Origin of the sequence: Pseudoroseomonas cervicalis, from assembly GCF_030818485.1 — a bacterium.
Classification (GTDB): Bacteria; Pseudomonadota; Alphaproteobacteria; order Acetobacterales; family Acetobacteraceae; genus Pseudoroseomonas; species Pseudoroseomonas cervicalis_A.
This window is the reverse complement of sequence record NZ_JAUTAJ010000004.1, coordinates 209,511-226,514: the sequence shown is the minus strand read 5'-3', so window position 1 is coordinate 226,514 and position 17,004 is coordinate 209,511. Positions and strand designations below refer to the sequence as shown.

Sequence of the window (17,004 nt, the reverse complement as noted above, 5' to 3'; positions counted from 1 at the left end):
AGGGTCCCGGCGGGAGGTCGCGGCGAAGCCCGGCGCCAGCTTCCGGCGCGCCGCGCGGCCCGGCCCGACCCGGCTTTGGTGCTTTCGCAACAGGCGTGATTTGGGCGAGTCTGGCGATCCGGGCTATGAGCCGCCTCCCCGGCGGCCCTGCCCCGCCCACAGCCTGTGAACACGCTCTTGCCCCAGCCCACGGCCTCCGATGCCGACCTCACCCAGTTGGCCGGCGACGCGGCGCGCACCGCCCCGACCGATGCCCGCGGCGCCGCCCCAGCCCATGCCACGGGCAGCGAGCGCGTGCTGGGCCAGCGCCATGTCTTCGGCAGCTATGAGGCGGAGTTCGTGGCCGGCGAGGCGGCCGAATGCCTGGTCATCGCCATCAGCGGCGTGCGCGCCGGCACGCCGATCACCGGCTTCGATTTCTACAACGGCCTGACCCGCCGCCGGCGCACCGACACGCTGTTCCTGCGCGACCAGAAGCGCAGCTGGTACAATGCCGAGGAAGGCTGGGACGAGGTGCTGCGGCTGATCGCCGCCACCGCCGCCGCCCGCCCCTATCGCCGCATCGTGGTGCTGGGCGCCAGCATGGGCGCCTATGGCGCGCTGCTGGTCGGGCCGCTGCTGCCGCGCGCCATGGTCGTGGCGCTGGCGCCGCCGATCGGCATCGACCTGGCCCGGCTCGGCCGCGCCGTGGTGCGCTACAAGGCCTGGCTCGACACCAACCCGCCGCTGCCGCGGCCGCGCCCCTCGCCGCGCGGGCGGGAGCGCAGCCTGTGCCTGTTCGGCGATGCCGATGTCATCGACATCGACAATGCGCGCCGCTTCCAGCGCCAGGGCTGGAAGCAGCTCTACATGGTGCCGGATGGCGACCACGCCCTGGCGGTGACGCTGCAGCAGCGCGGCCGGCTGGACCGTTTCCTCGACGCCATGATCGATGGCGCCGGCCCGGCCGAGCTGGCCGGCATCGCCGGCGCCTATGCCGCGCATCCGCATTGCCAGGCCTTCCGCATCCTGGAGGGGCGGGAGAAGCTGTTCCGCGGCGCCCTGGCGGCGGCGCAGGACTGTATCGAGGATGCGCGCGCCGCACCGCCCCGCCCCGCCGCGCTGGGGCTGCTGGAGCAGCTGCGCCTCGGCCTCGGCCCGGTCGGCCCGGCGGCGCTGGCGCGCTTCGCCGCCCTGCCGCGCCGCCGCCACAGCCTGGCCCTGGCCGATGGCTGGAGCGCCACGCTGCTGAGCTGCGAGGTGGTGCCGATCGGCCCGCTCACCCTGCTCGGCCCGCTCGCGGAGGTGCGGCTGCACCATCCCGACCCCGCCCTGGCCGGCCGCGTCCGCATCCGCCTGACCGCCGATCTGCCGCAGCAGCTCAACCGCGGCGGGCGCCGCCTGCTGGATGCCTGGTGGCTGCGCGACGGCCCGCCGCAGCGCCTGGCCAGCGCCGCCGATCCACGCCTGCCGCTGAGCTTCCCGCTGCCGGTGGAGGCGCGGCCGGAGGGCGCCGCCGCCCGTTTCCTGCTGCACCGGCGCAGCTTCTCCTCGGGTTTCGAGGCGCGGCTCTCCGACCAGCGCCAGCCCTGGTCGATCAAGCTCTCCGGCCTCTCGGTGGAGACGCTGAGCGGCTGAGCGCCGGCACAGCCGGGTGGTTCGTGTTTGCAGCGCCCTGCCAACATTGTATGCAGACATGTCCGCTGTCCGCAGGAGAGCCCATGCGTCGCGATGCCCCAGGGGCCGGCCCCTCCGGCCGGCCGGCGGAGTTCTGGCAGCCGGCCCTGCCGCAGGGCGCCGGGCCGCTCTACCGCGCCATCGTCGACGCGATGGAGGCCGACCTCGCCACCGGCCGGCTGGCCCCCGGCGCCCGCCTGCCGCCGCAGCGCCGCCTGGCCGCGGCGCTCGGCATCGACCTGACCACGGTCAGCCGCGCCTATGCCGAGGCGGCGCGGCGCGGCCTGCTGGAAGGACGCGTCGGCCAGGGCAGCTTCCTGCGCGACCCGGCCGAGGCGCGGCCGGGGGCGCCGCCGCCCTCCGCCCCGCTCTCCCTGCCGCTGGCGCTGGCGCCGGCCGATCTCAGCATGAACCTGCCGCCCTGCCCGGCCGACCCGCTGCTGGCGGCGCGGCTGGCCCAGGCCGGCCAGGCCTGGCAGCCCGCCGCCGCCATGGCCATGCTGCTGCGCTACCAGGTGGTGGGCGGCTGCGCGGCGGAGCGCGAGGCGGGGCTGGCCTGGCTGGCGCCGCGCCTGGGCCCGCTGCCGGCGGAGCGGCTGCTGGTCTGCCCCGGCGCGCAGGGCGCCATGCTGGCGGTGCTGAACGCCCTGGCCCGCCCCGGCGACACCATCTGCGCCGAGGCGCTGACCTATCCCGGCTTCCGCGCCTTGGCCGCGCATCTCGGCCTGCGGCTGGCGCCGGTGGCGATGGATGAAGAGGGCATGCTGCCCGAATCCTTCGAGGCGCAATGCCGCCACCAGGCGCCGCGCGCCCTCTACTGCACCCCCACCCTGCACAACCCGACCGCGATCACCCTGCCCCTGGCGCGGCGCCAGGCGCTGCTGGAGATCGCCCGCCGCCACCAGGTGCCGGTGATCGAGGACGACGCCTATGGCGCCCTGCCGGAGGCGCCGCCGCCGCCCCTGGCCGCGCTGGCGCCGGAGCAGGTCTTCCACATCGCCAGCCTGTCCAAATGCATGGGGCCGGCGCTGCGCCTGGCCTATCTGGTGCTGCCGGAGCCGCGCTGGGCCGCGCGCCTGGGCGCCGCGCTGCGGGCGCTGGCCGGCATGGCCTCGCCGCTGGGCGGCGCGCTGGCCAGCGCCTGGATCCGCGACGGCAGCGCCGCCGCCCTGCTGCAGGCGATCCGGCGCGAGGCCACCGCGCGGCGCGCCCTGGCGGCGCGGCTGCTGGCCCCCGCCCTGCCGCCCGGCGCCACCCTGCCGGAGGAGGGGTTCCATCTCTGGCTGCCCCTGCCGCCGGGCTGGAGCCGGGGCGAGCTGCTGGCGCGCTGGCAGGGCGCCGGGAACCCGGGCCAGGAGATCGGGTTGGTTGGCAGCGACGCCTTCGCGCTGGAGGCGCCGCCCGAGGCGGTGCGCCTCGGCCTCGGCGCGCCGGAGGCGGAGGCGCTGCGGCGCGGGCTGGAGACGCTGGCCGATCTGCTGGCGCGGCCGCCGGCCATGTCCTCCCTGGTCGTGTAATCTCCATTCAATCCATACAATCATAAAACATTCTTGACATTGTATGGATCAAGGGCGCAAAGCCTGTGGCGCGCCGGCCCAGCGCCGCGCAGCGCCATCTCGGAGAGAGTCTATGTCCGGCAGCAAGACCTGGCCCATTCTGTCACCGATGCAGACCGGCATCCGTGGCCGTTGCCCGCGCTGCGGCGAGGGCCATCTCTTCGACGGCTTCCTGGCGCTGCGGCCGCGCTGCGAGGTCTGCGGCCTGGATTACAGCTTCGCCGATCCGGCCGATGGCCCGGCCTTTTTCGTCATCTGCTTCGCCTGCATCCCGAGCGTGGTGCTGGCGCTGTGGATCGAGGCCCGCTTCGCCGCGCCCTACTGGGTGCATCTGGTCACCAGCCTGCCCTTCATGCTGCTGACCTGCGTGCCGACGCTGCGGCCGCTGAAGGGCTGGCTGGTCGCCAGCCAGTATGTGCACAAGGCCGAGGAAGCCCGCTTCGGCGCCAGCCGCCAGCCCTGAGGCCGGCCTGACGGGGAACCCGCCCCTCTTCCGCCTGTTCCTCCCCTGGTTGGAACGAGACAGGAGATGACGATGTCCAAGGCCCATCTGCCGCCCGTGCCGCCGGCCAATCGCGGGCCCGCCGGCAGCGCCACGCCGGGCGAGGCGCTGCCCCCCGGCCCCGCTGCCGCCAACAAGGACTCCAAGGACCGCAACCTGGCCATCCAGGGGCGCCAGGGGAACATCAAGACCAACACGACCCATCAGGGCTACCAGCAGGATCGCTGAGCCGGGCGGCCGGGATGCCGGCCGCCGCCTCCCTCCCCTTTCCCTGCAAGAGGAGCCGTCATGGAGCGTCCGCTCGACATCGCCTTTCACAATCTGCAGCCCTCGCCCTCGGTCGAGGCGATGATCCGCCAGCATGTCGACAAGCTGGCCCGCCGCAATCACCGGCTGATCGGCTGCCGCGTCTCGGTGGAAGGGCTGCACCGCCAGCACACCACCGGCAACATCGCCGAGGTGCACATCACCCTTTCCCTGCCCGGGCAGGAGCTCGCCGTCTCGCGCGAGCCGCACAAGGCGAAGCAGCGCTATGTGAAGCCCAGCGTGCGCACCGCCGTGCGCGATGCCTTCAAGGCCGCCGAGCGGCAACTGGACGCGCAGAAGGACAGGCGGCGCAGCGATGCTTCCCGGGCTGCCGCCGTCTCGTGACGCGGCGGGATGCCGCAGGTGGCGGGCGGCCCGTGGAGGGTTAGCCAGCGCCGCGGATTGCGGAGGCTCTCCGCAGCGATCGCCAGAAGAAAAAAGGGCGGCCCCTCGGGGCCGCCCTGCATCCTAGCGGGAGACCGACATGACGAGCGTCTGCTCGTCCATGCGCGGCTCATAGACCAGCGGACGGCGGGCCGCCCAGGCGGTCTTGTAGAGAATCATCGGGATCAGGGCGAGATCCTCCACCGAGGCCTTCACCGCCGCGGCGATGCGCTGCTCGCGCAGGGCGGGGTCCATGGTGGACAGCGCCTCCTCGATCTGCCGGTCCAGCGCCGCATTGACGTAGCGTGTGTCGTTGCTGGCGCCCAGCCGGCGCTCCCGGTCATAGGAATGCACGATGTTCAGCAGCACGCTGCCGGCCTCGCCCGTGGTGCTGCCCCAGCTGTTCTGCACCATGGAGAATTCCTGCCGCGCCAGCCGCGTCAGATAGGTCTGGAAGGGCAGCGCCTCGACCGTGGTGGCGACGCCGACGCGGCTCCACATCTGCGCCACCGCCTGCGCCGTCTGCCCATCCGCCGGGTAGCGGTCGTTCGAGGCGTGCAGCGTCAGGCGGAAGCCCTGCGGGTAGCCGGCCTCGGCCAGCAGGGCGCGGGCGCGGGCCAGGTCCTGCGCCGGCACCGGCACCTCGGCGCTGTAGCCGAAGGAGCCCTGCGGCATCCACTGGCCGGTCGGCTCGGCCATGCCCTGCTGCACCCGCTCCGCCAGGCCCTGGCGGCTGATCGCCAGCGACAGCGCCTGCCGCACCCGCAGGTCCAGCAGCGGGTTGCGCCCGAGCGGCTTGCCCTCATTGTCGGTGATGAAGGGGGTGTCGCCGGTGCGGCTGAAATCCGGCGACAGGAACAGCGAGCGCGAGCCCTGCCGCTCGAAGATGCGAATATTCGCCTCCTGCCGCAGCCGCGGCAGGTCGGAGGAGGAGGGCGCGGCGATCAGGTCCACATCGCCCGAGAGCAGCGCCGCGGTGCGCGCGCCGGGGTTCGGGATGATGCGGAAGCTGACGCGGTCCCAATCCTGCTTCGGGCCCCACCAGGCGGGGTTGCGCTCCACCTCGATGGCGCTGCCCGAGGCATAGCTGAGCAGCCGGTAGGGGCCGGTGCCGATCGCGGCCTTGCCGCTGTTGTAATCGGCGGTCGAGGCGCCCTCGCCCACATGGCGGGAGACGATGAAGGCGCCGGCCAGGTCGATCGGCAGGTTCGGCGTCGGCGCCGAGGTGGTGATGCGCAGCGTCAGCGGATCCACCGCCTCCACATTCGTCACCGTGCGGATATTGCCGGCGAAGCTCGCCGGGCTGTTCGGCACGTTGGGGATGCGGTTGAAGGAGAAGATCACATCCTCGGCGGTGAAGGGCTTGCCGTCATGCCAGGTGACGCCGGGGCGCAGCTTGAACTCCCACACGGTCTCGCTGACCGGGGTCCAGCTCAGCGCCAGGTTCGGCATCGGCCGGCCGTCGGGCGAGCGCACCACCAGCGTCTCGAAGATGTGCCGCGCGAAGGCGGAGTTCGGCGCCGCATTGGCGAAATGCGGGTCGATCGAGGTCACCGGGGCGTTCAGCCCGATGCGCAGATCGGCGGCCAGCGCCGGGAGGGAGGCCAGGGCCAGGCCCGCGACCAGGGCGGCCTTGAGGCGAAGGGCGGTCATGTCTGTCGTCCTGTCGGGGGTCTTACGAGTGGCCGGCCATGTCGAGCGGCGGCGGCACATCCTTCGGGATGGGGAAGACATCGGGCATCCCGGCGGTGCGGGCGGCGTGGTCCTGCCTGGCGCGGGCCAGCAATTCGGGCTTGGTCAGCACATCCACGGCGGTGCCGGCCATCACCTTGGCCACATGCTCCAGCCCCTTATGCGCCGCCGGCGCCTTGCCCTGCGCCACCAGCTGCCAGGAATGGCCCGGCGTGCCGATGGCGTAGGTGACGCCGCGCGCCTGCACGGTCGGCACCGCCCAGGAGACGGTGCCGACATCGGTCGAGCCGATGCCCGCCGGCTCCGGCGCCGAGAGCGGCACCAGCCGCTCGGCCAGCACCTCGCCGGGCACCGGGTCGAGGCCGGCGCGGCGATAGGCGGCCTCGATCTCCGCGGGCGTCAGCGTCGCCTGGATCTGCCGGGCGAATTCCTTGTCCGCCTCGTCGAATTCCGGCGGGCCCAACCGGAGGAAGTTCTCCTCCATGGCCTGCTCCAGCGGCGGGTTGGCCACCAGCTCGGCATCGGCGGAGAGCACGCGGTGCACCACGCTGGTCTCGGTCATCAGCGCCGCGCCCTCCGCGATCTTCTTCACCCGCTCGAGCAGCGCCAGCACCTCGGCCATGGTCAGCGAGCGCACGAGGTAGCGCACCCGCGCCTTGCCCTGCACGACATTGGGGGCGATGCCGCCGGCATCCTGCAGCGCGTAATGGATGCGCGCATGGGAGGGCATGTGCTCGCGCATGTAGTTGACGCCGACATTCATCAGCTCGACGGCATCCAGCGCCGAGCGCCCCAGATGCGGCGCCGCAGCGGCATGGCTGGAACGGCCAGTGAACGAAAAGTCGACCTCCATGCAGGCCAGCGAGCGCGGCTTGTTGACGCCCGAGAAGGCAGCCGGGTGCCAGCAGATGGCGATGTCGACATCGTCGAACACGCCGTCGCGCACCATGAAGCCCTTGGCGGAACCGCCCTCCTCGGCCGGGCAGCCATAATAGCGGACGCGGCCCTTGATGCCCTGCTCGGCCAGCCAGTCCTTCACCGCGGTGGCGGCCAGCAGCGAGGCGGCGCCCAGCAGGTTGTGGCCGCAGCCATGGCCATGGCCGCCTGCCTCGATCGGGCGGTGCTCGGCGACACCCGCTTCCTGCGACAGGCCAGGCAGCGCGTCATATTCGCCGAGGATGGCGATGACCGGGCCATCCTCGCCCGCCTCGCCCATCACGGCGGTGGGGATGCCGGCGATGCCCGTGGTGACGCGGAAGCCCTCGGCCTGCAGCGCCTCGGCATGGGCGGCGGCGGAGCGGTGCTCGGCATAGTTCAGCTCGGGGGTGGCCCAGACCTGGTCGCTCAGCTCGGAGAAGCGCGGGCGCTTGGCCTCGACATGGCGCCAGATGGAGTCGGTATTCTGCATGGTGGTCATCCTGAGATGGCCGCCATCATAAGCGCTTCATCCGGCGGAGCCAGAGGCCCCGCCCGCGCCGCGCCCCTGCTACAGCGGGCAGCATGAACCGCCACCTCGCCCGGCTGGCCATCGCCCTGGTGCTGCTCCTCGCCGCCTGGCTCTGGCTGCCGGGGTTGCTGGCGCAGGATGCCTGCCTCGACCGCGGCGGGTCGTGGCAGGCGGGGCGCTGCATCGGAGCGCCGATCAGCCCTGGAGGTAGCGCTCCGTCAGATGGGCGATGAAATCGGCCGGGTCGAGCGGCTTGCCGGTGGCGTGGCGCAGCAGATCCTGGAAGCCGAGCCGCGCCCCCTGGCCGTGGACCTTCTCCCGCAGCCAGTGGCGCAGCGGCGTGAAATCGCCCTGCGCCAGGGCATCGTCCAGCCCCGGCAGGGCCGCGCGCGCCGCCCGCATCAGCTGCGCCGCCGCCATCGCCCCCAGCGTGTAGGAGGGGAAGTAGCCGAAGGCGCCGTCATGCCAGTGGATGTCCTGCAGGCAGCCCTGCGCGTCGTCCGGCGGCGTCAGGCCGAGCAACTGAGAGAAACCTTCGTTCCAGGCGCCGGGCAGGTCGGCCACCGCCAGATCGCCGCCGATCAGCGCCCGCTCCAGCCGGAAGCGCAGGATGACATGGGCGGGGTAGGTCAGCTCATCGGCATCGACGCGGATGAAGCCGCGCGCCACCCGGCGCCAGTGGCGCGCCAGATTGGCCGGTGCCCAGGCCTCGGCCGCGCCGCCGAAGGCGCTGTGCAGGCGCGGCCCGATGAAGCCCAGAAAGGCGTCGGAGCGGCTGGCCTGCATCTCGACGATCAGGCTCTGCGATTCATGCGCCGCCATGCCGGCGGCCTCGCCCACCGGCTGGCGCGCCCAGCCGGCCGGCAGGCCGCGCTCATACAGCGCGTGGCCGCTCTCATGCAGCACGCCGAGCAGCGCCTGGGCGGCGTTGGCCTCGTCATAGCGGGTGGTGATGCGCACATCGGCGGGGATGCCGCCGCAGAAGGGGTGCAGGCTCTCATCCAGCCGCGCATGGGCGAAGTCGAGGCCGACGCGCTCGGCCATCTCGCGGCACAGCGCCTTCTGGGTGGCGGCCGGAAAGGGCCCCGGCAGCGGCAGGGGCGCAGGCTTCGCGGCCTGGATCGCCTCGGCGCGCGGCAGGGCATCGGCCAGGAAGGCCTCATAGGCGGCGAAGATCGGCTCCACATCGGCCGCCCCGATGCCGCGCTGGTAGGATTCCATCAGCGAATCATAGGGGGAGAGGCCGGTGACGGTGGCCAGCGCCGCGGCGCTTTCCCGCTGCAGCCTCACCACCTCGGCCAGATAGGGCGCGACCAGGGCGAAATCGGATTTCGCGCGGGCCTCCCGCCAGACCGTCTCGCAGGCCGCGTTGGCGCGGGCGCTGGCCTCGACCAGGGCGGTGGGCAGCGCCGTGGCGCGCGCCTGGGCGTGGCGCATCAGCGCCAGATTGGCCGCGTCCCATTCGCCGCTGGCGCTGGCCTCGGCCAGGTCGCCGGCCATGCCGGGGCTGGTCATCAGCTCGTGCGACAGGCCGGCCAGGGCCGCCAGCTGCTCGCCACGGGATTCGGCGCCGCCCGGCGGCATCACCGCCGCCGCATCCCAATGCAGCATCGCCTGCGCCTCGCCCAGCAGGGCGATGCGGGCGAAACGGTCCTTCAGGCGGCGATAGGCCTCGTTCATGCGGCAGGATCCTTCAGGCGGTGACGGGCCCAGACGATGAAGACGCCGACCAGGGAGAGCGCCAGCCCGTACCAGGTGATGACATAGCCCAGATGGTTGTTGTTCGGTCGCGGCAGGCTGCGCGCCGGCTGCGGCAGCGCTGCGGCGATGGCGACAGGGCTGGCGCCGGGCGGGGCCAGCGCCACCAGCGCGTAAGGGGCGAGGTCCGGCAGGCCGAGCGCCGCGCCGATCGCCGGAATTTCCATGGTGTAGAAGCGCCGCGCCGCCGGGTCGTCACGCGCGGCGACCATGCTGCGCTCCTCCGAGGGGCGGACATAGCCCTCGATGGTGACGACACCCTCCGGGCGCTGCACCGGCCCGCCGCGCTCCAGCGGCACCCAGCCGCGATCGACCAGCAAGGGCGGCAGCCCGTCGCGCTGCAGCGGCGTCAGCAGGCTGGCGCCCATCACGCCGCCGCGCACCGAGATGCCGAGCAGCGCCTCGCGCTCATGCAGCAGCCGCCCCGTGGCGGCGACCTTGGTCCAATCCTGCGGCCGGGCGGCGGCGAGCGGGATGGCCGGCCCGGCCTCGGCCGCGGCGATGCGCTCCAGGAGTTCGGTCTTCCAGTGCAGCCGCTGCCATTGCCAGGTGCCGAGGCCGAGCAGGATGGCCAGCACGGGCAGGCTGACCAGGGTGGGCAGCAGCAGGCGTCGCCAGGATGTCACGATCTGTCTCTTCCCTGCCCCGCGGGCCGGATCCGGGCGGAGGGCGGGCGGGGCCAAGCTTGGCCGGAATGTCAGGGCCTGGGCGGTCCGGGCCGCTGGCGCCGGGCACCCCCGCCATGGCGGGACCCGGAAGCAGGACGGGGCGGCCCCGGAAGGCCGCCCCGCGGATCAGGAGCCGAGGCTCAGTGCTGGGCGATCGGACCGGCGCCGAGCACGTAGACGCAGACGAACAGGAACAGCCAGACCACGTCGACGAAGTGCCAGTACCAGGCCGCCGCCTCGAAGCCGAAATGCCGCTTCGGGGTGAAATGGCCCTTCCAGGCGCGGACCAGGCAGACCGCCAGGAAGATGGTGCCGATGATGACGTGGAAGCCGTGGAAGCCGGTCGCCAGGAAGAAGACCGAGGGGTAGATGCCGCCGCCATGGAAGGCGAAGGGCGCCTCGGCATACTCGACCGCCTGGAAGAAGGTGAAGGTCAGGCCGAGGAAGACGGTCAGCGCCAGGCCCTGCAGCATGCCCTTGCGGTCACCCTCGAGCAGGGCGTGGTGCGCCCAGGTCACGGTGCAGCCCGACAGCAGCAGGATCAGCGTGTTCAGCAGCGGCAGGTGGAACGGGTCGAAGGTGTGGATGCCCGCCGGCGGCCAGATCGCCTTCGCCGCGCCGGAGACATGCTCCGGATACAGGGCGAAGTGGAAATAGGCCCAGAAGAAGGCGACGAAGAACATCACCTCGGAGGCGATGAACAGCACCATGCCGTAGCGCATGCCCAGCCGCACGACCGGGGTGTGGATGCCCGGCGTGCGGGCCTCGCGCACCACGTCGCGGAACCAGAAATACATCGACACCAGGACGCCGAGCAGGCCGACGCCGAACACCCAGTGGATGCCCTTCTGCGCGAACAGGATGATGCCGAACACCATCAGCCCCGCCGCCAGCGAGGAGGTCATCGGCCAGGGGCTGGGATCGACCAGGTGGTAGGGATGCTTGTTGGGGGGCGGGACCTCCGCGTCCAACGTCGTGTTGCTGCTGGCCATTGGGCTTCCTGGACCTGACACAGGGGACTCAAACACAAGGGTAGCAGGGGACGGCCAAGACCGGCCCCGGGTCACCCTGGCATACGGGATGCATCATCCCGAAAACCGGGTTCGGATCAAGCCTCTCACCGCGTCACGGTGGGGCTGGGATGGGCGCCGCTGGCATCGCTGGCGCGGCCGACATGCGGCCCGGCCTTGGCCAGCGCGCCCGCCCTCTCCGCATCCGCGAGGGTGCGGAAGAAGGTGTAGTTCAGCGTGATGGTGCGGATGTCGCGGGTTTCCGGATTCTCGGCGATCTTCGGATCGACCCAGAAGGTGACCGGCATCTCCACCTGCTGGCCCGCCTGCAGCGTCTGCTCGTCGAAGCAGAAGCAGTGGACCTTGTGGAAATACGGCCCGACGATCTCCGGCGTCACATTGTAGGTGGAGATGCCGGTGACCGGCGTGTCCGCCTGGTTGCGCGCCGAGTAGAAGGCCAGCGCCTCCTCCCCCAGCCGCAGCGTCACGCTGTTCTGCTCGGCCTGGAAGCGCCAGGGCAGGCCCGGATTGGTGTTGGCCGAGAGCCGCACGGTGACGGTGCGCGCCCCCTCCGCCGCGCCCGGCGCCGCGGCGCCGATCATCGGCGTGCCGCCATAGCCGGTGACGGCGCAGAACAGCGTGTAGAGCGGCACGGCGGCGAAGGAGAGGCCGAGCATGCCGCCCACCACGACAGCGGCGCTGAGCGCCACGCGGCGGTTGCGCCGGGCCAGATCGGGGTCCTGATGGCTCATTCGCGCTCCTCCCTGTCCTGGCTCAGCTGACCTGCATGCGCGCCATGGCGATGAAATAGAACAGCGCCACCAGCGCCAGCAGCGTCAGGAACACGGCCCAGTTGCGGCCGCGGCGGCGGCGGATGAAGGCCGCCTTCTCCTCCGGCGTCATGCCGGCGGGGGTCGGATTGTTGCTCATGCACCGAAGACCAGGCGGTCCGCCGCCAGGGCGGCGAACAGCATGAAGAGATAGAGGATGGAGAATTTGAACGCGGCGCGGGCTGGGGCCTCATTGGTCAGGCTGCGCCCTTCCTCATCCTGCGCGTCGCGCTTCACGCGCCACATGGATTCCAGGAAGAACAGCCCGAGCACCAGCGCCGCCGCGCCATAGGCGAGGCCGGCCATGCCGATCAGCGTCGGCACCAGGCCGAGCGGCGCCATGACCAGGCTGTAGAGCCAGATCTGCCGCCGCGTCTCCCGGGCACCCGCCACCACGGGCAGCATCGGCACGCCGGCGCGGGCATAGTCGCCGCTGGCAAACAGCGACAGCGCCCAGAAATGCGGCGGCGTCCAGAAGAAGATGATGGCGAACATCACCACCGCCTCGACCGAGACATGGCCGGTGACGGCGGCCCAGCCGATGACCGGCGGGAAGGCGCCGGCGGCGCCGCCGATGACGATGTTCTGCGGCGTCCGGCGCTTCAGCCACATGGTGTAGATGAAGACATAGAAGCCGATCGACCCGGCCAGCACGGCGGCCGCCACCCAGTTGGTGGCCAGCCCCATCAGCACCACCGAGGCCAGGCCCAGGAAGACGCCGAAGGAGAGCGCGGCCTCCGCCCGGATGCGCCCGGCGGGGATCGGCCGGCTGGCGGTGCGGCGCATCACCGCGTCGATGTCGCGGTCATACCACATGTTGATGGCGCCGGAGGCGCCGGCCGCCACGGCGATGCAGAGGATGGCGGTGGCCGCCAGCACCGGGTGGATATGCCCCGGCGCCACCAGCAGCCCCACCAGGCCGGTGAACACGACGAGCGACATGACGCGCGGCTTCAGCAGCGCGACCCAGTCGCGCACCTCGCTCAGGTCAAGCTCGCCCGATGTGCCGAGGGGGGCCGAAGCCCCCCCCAACCGGATTTCGGTCTTGATCGCGCTGTCGCTCATCGACCCTGTCCGTCAGTTCCGCTGTCCGCCCGCCTCAGCGGATGCGGGGCAGCTCATCGAAGGTGTGGAAGGGCGGGGGCGAGGCCACCTGCCACTCCAGCGTCGTCGCGCCCTCGCCCCAGGGATTGGCCGCGGCCACTTCCTTGCTCGTGAAGGTGCGGTAGCACACGTAGATGAAGAACACGAAGGAGGCGACGGAGATATAGGCGCCGAAGCTCGCGATCATGTTCCAGCCGGTAAACGCGTCCGGATAATCCGGGTAGCGGCGCGGCATGCCCTGGGCGCCCAGGAAATGCATCGGGAAGAAGGTCAGGTTCACGCCGATGAAGGTCAGCCAGAAATGGATCTGGCCGAGGCGCTCCGGGTACTGCTTCCCGCTCATCTTGCCGATCCAGTAGTAGAAGCCGGCATAGATCGAGAACACCGCGCCCAGCGACAGCACGTAGTGGAAGTGCGCCACGACGTAGTAGGTGTTGTGCAGGATCACGTCCACCGAGGCATTGGCCAGCTTCACGCCGGTGACGCCGCCCATGGTGAACAGGAAGATGAAGCCGAGGGCGAAGAGCATCGGCGTGCGGAAGGTGATCGAGCCGCCCCAGATCGTGGCGATCCAGGAGAAGATCTTGATGCCCGTCGGCACGGCGATGACCATGGTCGCCGCCATGAAGTAGGCGCGCGTGTCCACCGAGATGCCGGAGGTGAACATGTGGTGCGCCCACACCACGAAGCCCACCACGCCGATCGCGACCATGGCGTAGGCCATGCCGAGATAGCCGAAGATCGGCTTGCGGCTGAAGGTGGACAGCACGTGGCTGATGATGCCGAAGCCCGGCAGGATCATGATGTAGACTTCGGGGTGGCCGAAGAACCAGAACAGATGCTGGAACAGCACCGGGTCGCCGCCGCCGGCCGGGTCGAAGAAGGCCGTGCCGAAATTGCGGTCGGTGATCAGCATGGTGATGGCACCACCCAGCACCGGCACCGACAGCAGCAGCAGGAAGGCGGTGACCAGCATGCCCCACACGAAGAGCGGCATCTTGTGCAGCGTCATGCCGGGGGCGCGCATGTTGAAGATGGTGGTGATGAAGTTCGCCGCGCCCAGGATCGAGCTGGCGCCCGCCAGGTGCAGGCTGAACAGCGCCATGTCGACGCCCATGCCCGACTGGTAGGTGCTGTTCGACAGCGGCGGGTACAGCGTCCAGCCGGTGCCGGCGCCGCCCACGAACAGGCTGCCCACCGCCAGCATCAGCGCCGGGACCAGCAGCCAGAAGCTGATGTTGTTCAGCCGCGGGAAGGCCATGTCCGGCGCGCCGATCATGATCGGCACGAAGTAGTTGCCGAAGCCGCCGATCAGGGCGGGCATGATCACGTAGAACACCATCACCACGCCATGCGCGGTGACCGCCACGTTCCAGGCCTGGCCGTCGGCGAAGATCTGCATGCCCGGCGTCTGCAGCTCGATGCGCATCAGCAGGGAGAGGCCGACGCCCACGAAGGCCGCCGCCACCGCGAAGATCAGGTAGAGGATGCCGATGTCTTTGTGGTTGGTGCTGAAGAACCAGCGCGCCACGAAGCCGGGCTTGTGATCGTGATGGCCATGGTCGCCATGGCCGTGACTGTCATGCGTGTGTGACGCGGTCGCCATCGTTGTCCGTCCCGCTCTCGAACCGTCTGTGATGCCGCGTCAGCGGCGAAGCTGCGCCAGCTGCGTGCCGGCATCCTGGGCGTTCTGCGCGTCCGCGGCCTGGGCCGGAGCCTGCGCCGCGGCAGGGGCCGCCGGCGTCTCGGTCGCGGCGATCGCCGGCTGGCCGTTCTGCCCACCACCCTGGGCGAAGCGCTGGCGCGCACCCGCCACCCAGGCGTCGAACTCGGCCTGCGGCACGGCCTTCACCACGATCGGCATGAACCAGTGGTTGGTGCCGCAGATCTGGTTGCACTGGCCATAGAAGGTGCCGACGCGGTCGGCGCGCAGCCAGGTCTCCATGGTGCGGCCGGGGATCGTGTATTTCTGCACGCCGAGGCTCGGCACGAAGAAGCTGTGGATCACGTCCTGGCCGGTGGTGATGATGCGGATGTTCTTGCCGACCGGGATCACCATCGGCTCATCCACATCCAGCAGCCGCAGCTGGCCGGGGCGCAGGTCGGCCTCCTGGATGGGATAGCTGTCGAAGGCGAAATTGCCCTGATCCGGATAGGCATAGTGCCAGTACCACTGGCGGCCGGTGACGTTCACCGTCAGCTCGGCGTCGCGCGCGCGGTCCTGGTAATAGATCAGCCGGAAGGAGGGGATGGCGATCACGATCAGGATCAGCACCGGCAGCACCGTCCACGCCACTTCCAGCAGCGTGTGGTGGCTGGTGCGCGACGGCACCGGGTTCGCCGCGGCGCGGAAGCGCCACATGGCATAGACCATCAGCACGCCCACGAAGATCGTGATGGCGATGATGATCCACAGCACCAGGTTGTTGAAATCGTGGATCGCTTCCTTCACCGGGCCGGCGGCCCGCTGCAGGGCGACACCCCAGGGAACCGGCGCGCCCACCATGGGCGCGGCCTCCTGGGCCAGGGCCGGCGCCCCGTTCAGCAGAGAGGCCGCCGCCACCGCCAGGGTGGCCGGCAAACCTGCGAAGCGCGAAACGATCGACCGCCGCATTCCCTATCCCGTCCGCTCGTCATTCCTGCGTCCCGTTTCCGGGACGCCGGCGCACATCGCGCCAGTCAAGCCAGGGCCGCACCGCACGACCCAAGCCGCCCGGTCCCGCGGCGCTGCGGGACGGGCGTGCCCGCCGGACCATAATCGCGCCCCCCCGCCCCGCACAAGTGATGCCGGGGCGAGGATGCGCAAGCTTCGCGTCATTCCGTGTAACCGAAGGCCCTGATTCGCCTTCGTCTCATGCCATGACACATGCCGGAACCGGCCGCCGCCCGAGTCGCGCCGGGGCGCGCGCCGGTGCGGCGGCGGGCGGGGTGGCGGGTGGGCGGATCAGCCGCGCGGCGGGGGCGGCACCGCCCCGGGCGCGGCCGGATCGGGCTCCGCGGCGGCGGGCAGCTCGGCCTCCGCCTCCTCGCGCACATGGTCGACCATGTCGGCCAGCATGGAGCGGATATGCGCGTCGGTGACGGCGTAGAAGACCTGGCGGCCGCGCCGCTCCGCCTGCAGCAGCCGGGCGGCGCGCAGCAGGCGCAGATGATGCGAGGCGAGGCTGCCGGAAATGCCGATGCGCTCGGCCATCGCCCCCACCGGCGCGGGGGTGTCGAGGCAGGCGAGGATGATGCGCAGCCGGGTCGGGTCGCTCATCAGCCAGAACATGCCGGCGAGCTCGGTGACCTGATCCTCGGCGATGCGCATCCCCATCGCCCGGGCCCCGTTCAGGCCGCTTCGGCGACGCTGGCCGGCAGCGCCTCGCCGGGTTCGGCGTTGCGCAGATGCACCAGGGTGAACAGCCCGGCCGGCGGGCAGGGCTGGATCTCCTCGACCTGCACCTTCTCGCGGTCGAACAGGTCGGAGAAGGCGAAATCCGGGTGCCAGCCCAGCACGCGCGACAGCGGCGCCATGGTGCGCTCGACCCACCAGCGCGGGCCGGTCTCGGCCGCGAAATGGTTGACGAACAGCAGATGGCCGCCGGGGCGCACCACGCGCTGCATCTCGGCCAGCAGCTTCCTGGCATCCGGCACGACGCTGGCGGTGAACATCGCCACCGCGATGTCGAAGGCGCCGTCCTGGAACGCCATCTGCTCGGCGTCCATCTCCAGCAGCCCCTCGACATGGGCGAGGCGCTCCTCGCGCACCCGCTCCTCGGCCTTGAGCAGCATCTCACGCGACAGGTCGATGCCGACCACGCGCTTGTCGGTGCGGTAGCGCGGCAGGGCCAGGCCCGTGCCGACGCCGACCTCCAGCACCCGCGTGCCCGGCAGGCGGTTCACCGCCGCCACGGCCCGCCGGCGGCCGTAGGAGGAGACCCCCCCGAACACCGCGTCATACACTCCCGCCCAGCGGCGATAGGCATCGCGCACCGAATTGGCGTCCAGCGCCGCGCGCGGGTGGTCCCGCAGCGCTCCATCAACCGCCTGTTCCCGCGGTGTTCCGAATGTCGTGGCCATTCCCTGTCCTCGCGCCCGCATTCCGCTAC

General features: G+C 71.4%; 18 protein-coding genes. 6 read left to right on the top strand and 12 right to left on the bottom strand.

Going from position 1 to position 17,004, the window contains the following annotated elements; genetic code table 11:
* Positions 1-177: 177 nt before the first annotated feature.
* The 5 genes from QE401_RS04910 to QE401_RS04890 all read left to right on the top strand — a co-directional run bounded on the left by QE401_RS04910 (position 178) and on the right by QE401_RS04890 (position 4,365).
* Positions 178-1,617 (top strand): alpha/beta hydrolase family protein, encoded by a 1,440-nt coding sequence (locus QE401_RS04910; RefSeq protein WP_307137148.1) that lies wholly within the window; start codon positions 178-180, stop codon positions 1,615-1,617.
* A gap of 83 nt (positions 1,618-1,700) precedes the next feature.
* On the top strand, positions 1,701-3,173 hold the full coding sequence (locus tag QE401_RS04905) for an aminotransferase-like domain-containing protein (RefSeq protein ID WP_307137147.1): 1,473 nt from the start codon (positions 1,701-1,703) through the stop codon (positions 3,171-3,173).
* A gap of 112 nt (positions 3,174-3,285) precedes the next feature.
* Positions 3,286-3,675 carry a DUF983 domain-containing protein gene (locus tag QE401_RS04900; RefSeq protein ID WP_307137146.1) on the top strand — a complete coding sequence of 130 codons (390 nt, stop codon included), beginning with the start codon at positions 3,286-3,288 and terminating at the stop codon, positions 3,673-3,675.
* 72 nt (positions 3,676-3,747) lie between these two features.
* Positions 3,748-3,942 carry a hypothetical protein gene (locus QE401_RS04895; RefSeq protein ID WP_307137145.1) on the top strand — a complete coding sequence of 65 codons (195 nt, stop codon included), beginning with the start codon at positions 3,748-3,750 and terminating at the stop codon, positions 3,940-3,942.
* A 60-nt stretch (positions 3,943-4,002) separates the two neighbouring features.
* Entirely contained in the window at positions 4,003-4,365 is a 363-nt protein-coding gene (locus tag QE401_RS04890; protein ID WP_307137144.1) for an HPF/RaiA family ribosome-associated protein, read from the top strand.
* A 123-nt stretch (positions 4,366-4,488) separates the two neighbouring features.
* Here QE401_RS04890 and QE401_RS04885 read toward each other — a convergent pair whose 3' ends face one another.
* Both QE401_RS04885 and QE401_RS04880 read right to left on the bottom strand, forming a co-directional pair.
* Positions 4,489-6,057, bottom strand: a complete 1,569-nt coding sequence (locus QE401_RS04885) for an ABC transporter substrate-binding protein (RefSeq protein ID WP_307137143.1) — start codon at positions 6,055-6,057, stop codon at positions 4,489-4,491.
* 22 nt (positions 6,058-6,079) lie between these two features.
* On the bottom strand, positions 6,080-7,504 hold the full coding sequence (locus tag QE401_RS04880) for a M20 family metallopeptidase (RefSeq protein ID WP_307137142.1): 1,425 nt from the start codon (positions 7,502-7,504) through the stop codon (positions 6,080-6,082).
* A 92-nt stretch (positions 7,505-7,596) separates the two neighbouring features.
* Between QE401_RS04880 and QE401_RS04875 the strand changes: the two genes are divergently transcribed.
* Positions 7,597-7,776, top strand: a complete 180-nt coding sequence (locus QE401_RS04875) for a hypothetical protein (protein ID WP_307137141.1) — start codon at positions 7,597-7,599, stop codon at positions 7,774-7,776.
* Here the strand turns inward: QE401_RS04875 and QE401_RS04870 are convergent.
* From QE401_RS04870 to QE401_RS04825, 10 genes are all read right to left on the bottom strand, one after another.
* Positions 7,739-9,223: a carboxypeptidase M32 gene (locus QE401_RS04870; protein WP_307137140.1), complete on the bottom strand. Its 1,485-nt coding sequence runs from the start codon at positions 9,221-9,223 to the stop codon at positions 7,739-7,741. The two genes, QE401_RS04875 and QE401_RS04870, sit on opposite strands and share 38 nt — an antisense overlap.
* Positions 9,220-9,927, bottom strand: a complete 708-nt coding sequence (locus tag QE401_RS04865; protein WP_307137139.1) for an SURF1 family protein — start codon at positions 9,925-9,927, stop codon at positions 9,220-9,222. The genes QE401_RS04870 and QE401_RS04865 overlap by 4 nt, the downstream gene beginning before the upstream one ends.
* Before the next feature lie 182 nt (positions 9,928-10,109).
* Complete coding sequence (locus QE401_RS04860) at positions 10,110-10,961, bottom strand: cytochrome c oxidase subunit 3 (protein WP_307137138.1); 852 nt, start codon at positions 10,959-10,961, stop codon at positions 10,110-10,112.
* A 125-nt stretch (positions 10,962-11,086) separates the two neighbouring features.
* Entirely contained in the window at positions 11,087-11,731 is a 645-nt protein-coding gene (locus tag QE401_RS04855) for a cytochrome c oxidase assembly protein (RefSeq protein ID WP_307137137.1), read from the bottom strand.
* 22 nt (positions 11,732-11,753) lie between these two features.
* Positions 11,754-11,909 (bottom strand): hypothetical protein, encoded by a 156-nt coding sequence (locus QE401_RS04850; RefSeq protein WP_271135768.1) that lies wholly within the window; start codon positions 11,907-11,909, stop codon positions 11,754-11,756.
* Positions 11,906-12,874 (bottom strand): heme o synthase, encoded by a 969-nt coding sequence (locus QE401_RS04845; RefSeq protein WP_307137136.1) that lies wholly within the window; start codon positions 12,872-12,874, stop codon positions 11,906-11,908. Before QE401_RS04845 ends, QE401_RS04850 begins: the two co-directional genes overlap by 4 nt.
* Before the next feature lie 34 nt (positions 12,875-12,908).
* The gene (ctaD, locus tag QE401_RS04840; protein ID WP_307137135.1) at positions 12,909-14,519 is read right to left on the bottom strand and encodes a cytochrome c oxidase subunit I; all 1,611 of its coding nucleotides are present in this window, start codon (positions 14,517-14,519) and stop codon (positions 12,909-12,911) included.
* 39 nt (positions 14,520-14,558) lie between these two features.
* A complete protein-coding gene (coxB, locus tag QE401_RS04835) occupies positions 14,559-15,527 on the bottom strand; it encodes a cytochrome c oxidase subunit II (RefSeq protein ID WP_307137134.1) in 969 nt (322 codons plus the stop codon).
* 330 nt (positions 15,528-15,857) lie between these two features.
* Positions 15,858-16,223, bottom strand: a complete 366-nt coding sequence (locus QE401_RS04830; RefSeq protein ID WP_307137133.1) for an ArsR/SmtB family transcription factor — start codon at positions 16,221-16,223, stop codon at positions 15,858-15,860.
* Between the two features lie 20 nt (positions 16,224-16,243).
* Entirely contained in the window at positions 16,244-16,975 is a 732-nt protein-coding gene (locus tag QE401_RS04825; protein ID WP_307137132.1) for a class I SAM-dependent methyltransferase, read from the bottom strand.
* Positions 16,976-17,004: the final 29 nt, after the last annotated feature.

Coding starts and splice junctions, on each gene's coding strand:
- QE401_RS04850 (WP_271135768.1), bottom strand. CDS start 11,909: ATGAGCAACAATCCGACCCCCGCCGGCATGACGCCGGAGGAGAAGGCG.
- ctaD (WP_307137135.1), bottom strand. CDS start 14,519: ATGGCGACCGCGTCACACACGCATGACAGTCACGGCCATGGCGACCAT.
- QE401_RS04855 (WP_307137137.1), bottom strand. CDS start 11,731: ATGAGCCATCAGGACCCCGATCTGGCCCGGCGCAACCGCCGCGTGGCG.
- QE401_RS04905 (WP_307137147.1), top strand. CDS start 1,701: ATGCGTCGCGATGCCCCAGGGGCCGGCCCCTCCGGCCGGCCGGCGGAG.
- coxB (WP_307137134.1), bottom strand. CDS start 15,527: ATGCGGCGGTCGATCGTTTCGCGCTTCGCAGGTTTGCCGGCCACCCTG.
- QE401_RS04870 (WP_307137140.1), bottom strand. CDS start 9,223: ATGAACGAGGCCTATCGCCGCCTGAAGGACCGTTTCGCCCGCATCGCC.
- QE401_RS04860 (WP_307137138.1), bottom strand. CDS start 10,961: ATGGCCAGCAGCAACACGACGTTGGACGCGGAGGTCCCGCCCCCCAAC.
- QE401_RS04900 (WP_307137146.1), top strand. CDS start 3,286: ATGTCCGGCAGCAAGACCTGGCCCATTCTGTCACCGATGCAGACCGGC.
- QE401_RS04830 (WP_307137133.1), bottom strand. CDS start 16,223: ATGCGCATCGCCGAGGATCAGGTCACCGAGCTCGCCGGCATGTTCTGG.
- QE401_RS04890 (WP_307137144.1), top strand. CDS start 4,003: ATGGAGCGTCCGCTCGACATCGCCTTTCACAATCTGCAGCCCTCGCCC.
- QE401_RS04875 (WP_307137141.1), top strand. CDS start 7,597: ATGAACCGCCACCTCGCCCGGCTGGCCATCGCCCTGGTGCTGCTCCTC.
- QE401_RS04880 (WP_307137142.1), bottom strand. CDS start 7,504: ATGCAGAATACCGACTCCATCTGGCGCCATGTCGAGGCCAAGCGCCCG.
- QE401_RS04895 (WP_307137145.1), top strand. CDS start 3,748: ATGTCCAAGGCCCATCTGCCGCCCGTGCCGCCGGCCAATCGCGGGCCC.
- QE401_RS04885 (WP_307137143.1), bottom strand. CDS start 6,057: ATGACCGCCCTTCGCCTCAAGGCCGCCCTGGTCGCGGGCCTGGCCCTG.
- QE401_RS04845 (WP_307137136.1), bottom strand. CDS start 12,874: ATGAGCGACAGCGCGATCAAGACCGAAATCCGGTTGGGGGGGGCTTCG.
- QE401_RS04825 (WP_307137132.1), bottom strand. CDS start 16,975: ATGGCCACGACATTCGGAACACCGCGGGAACAGGCGGTTGATGGAGCG.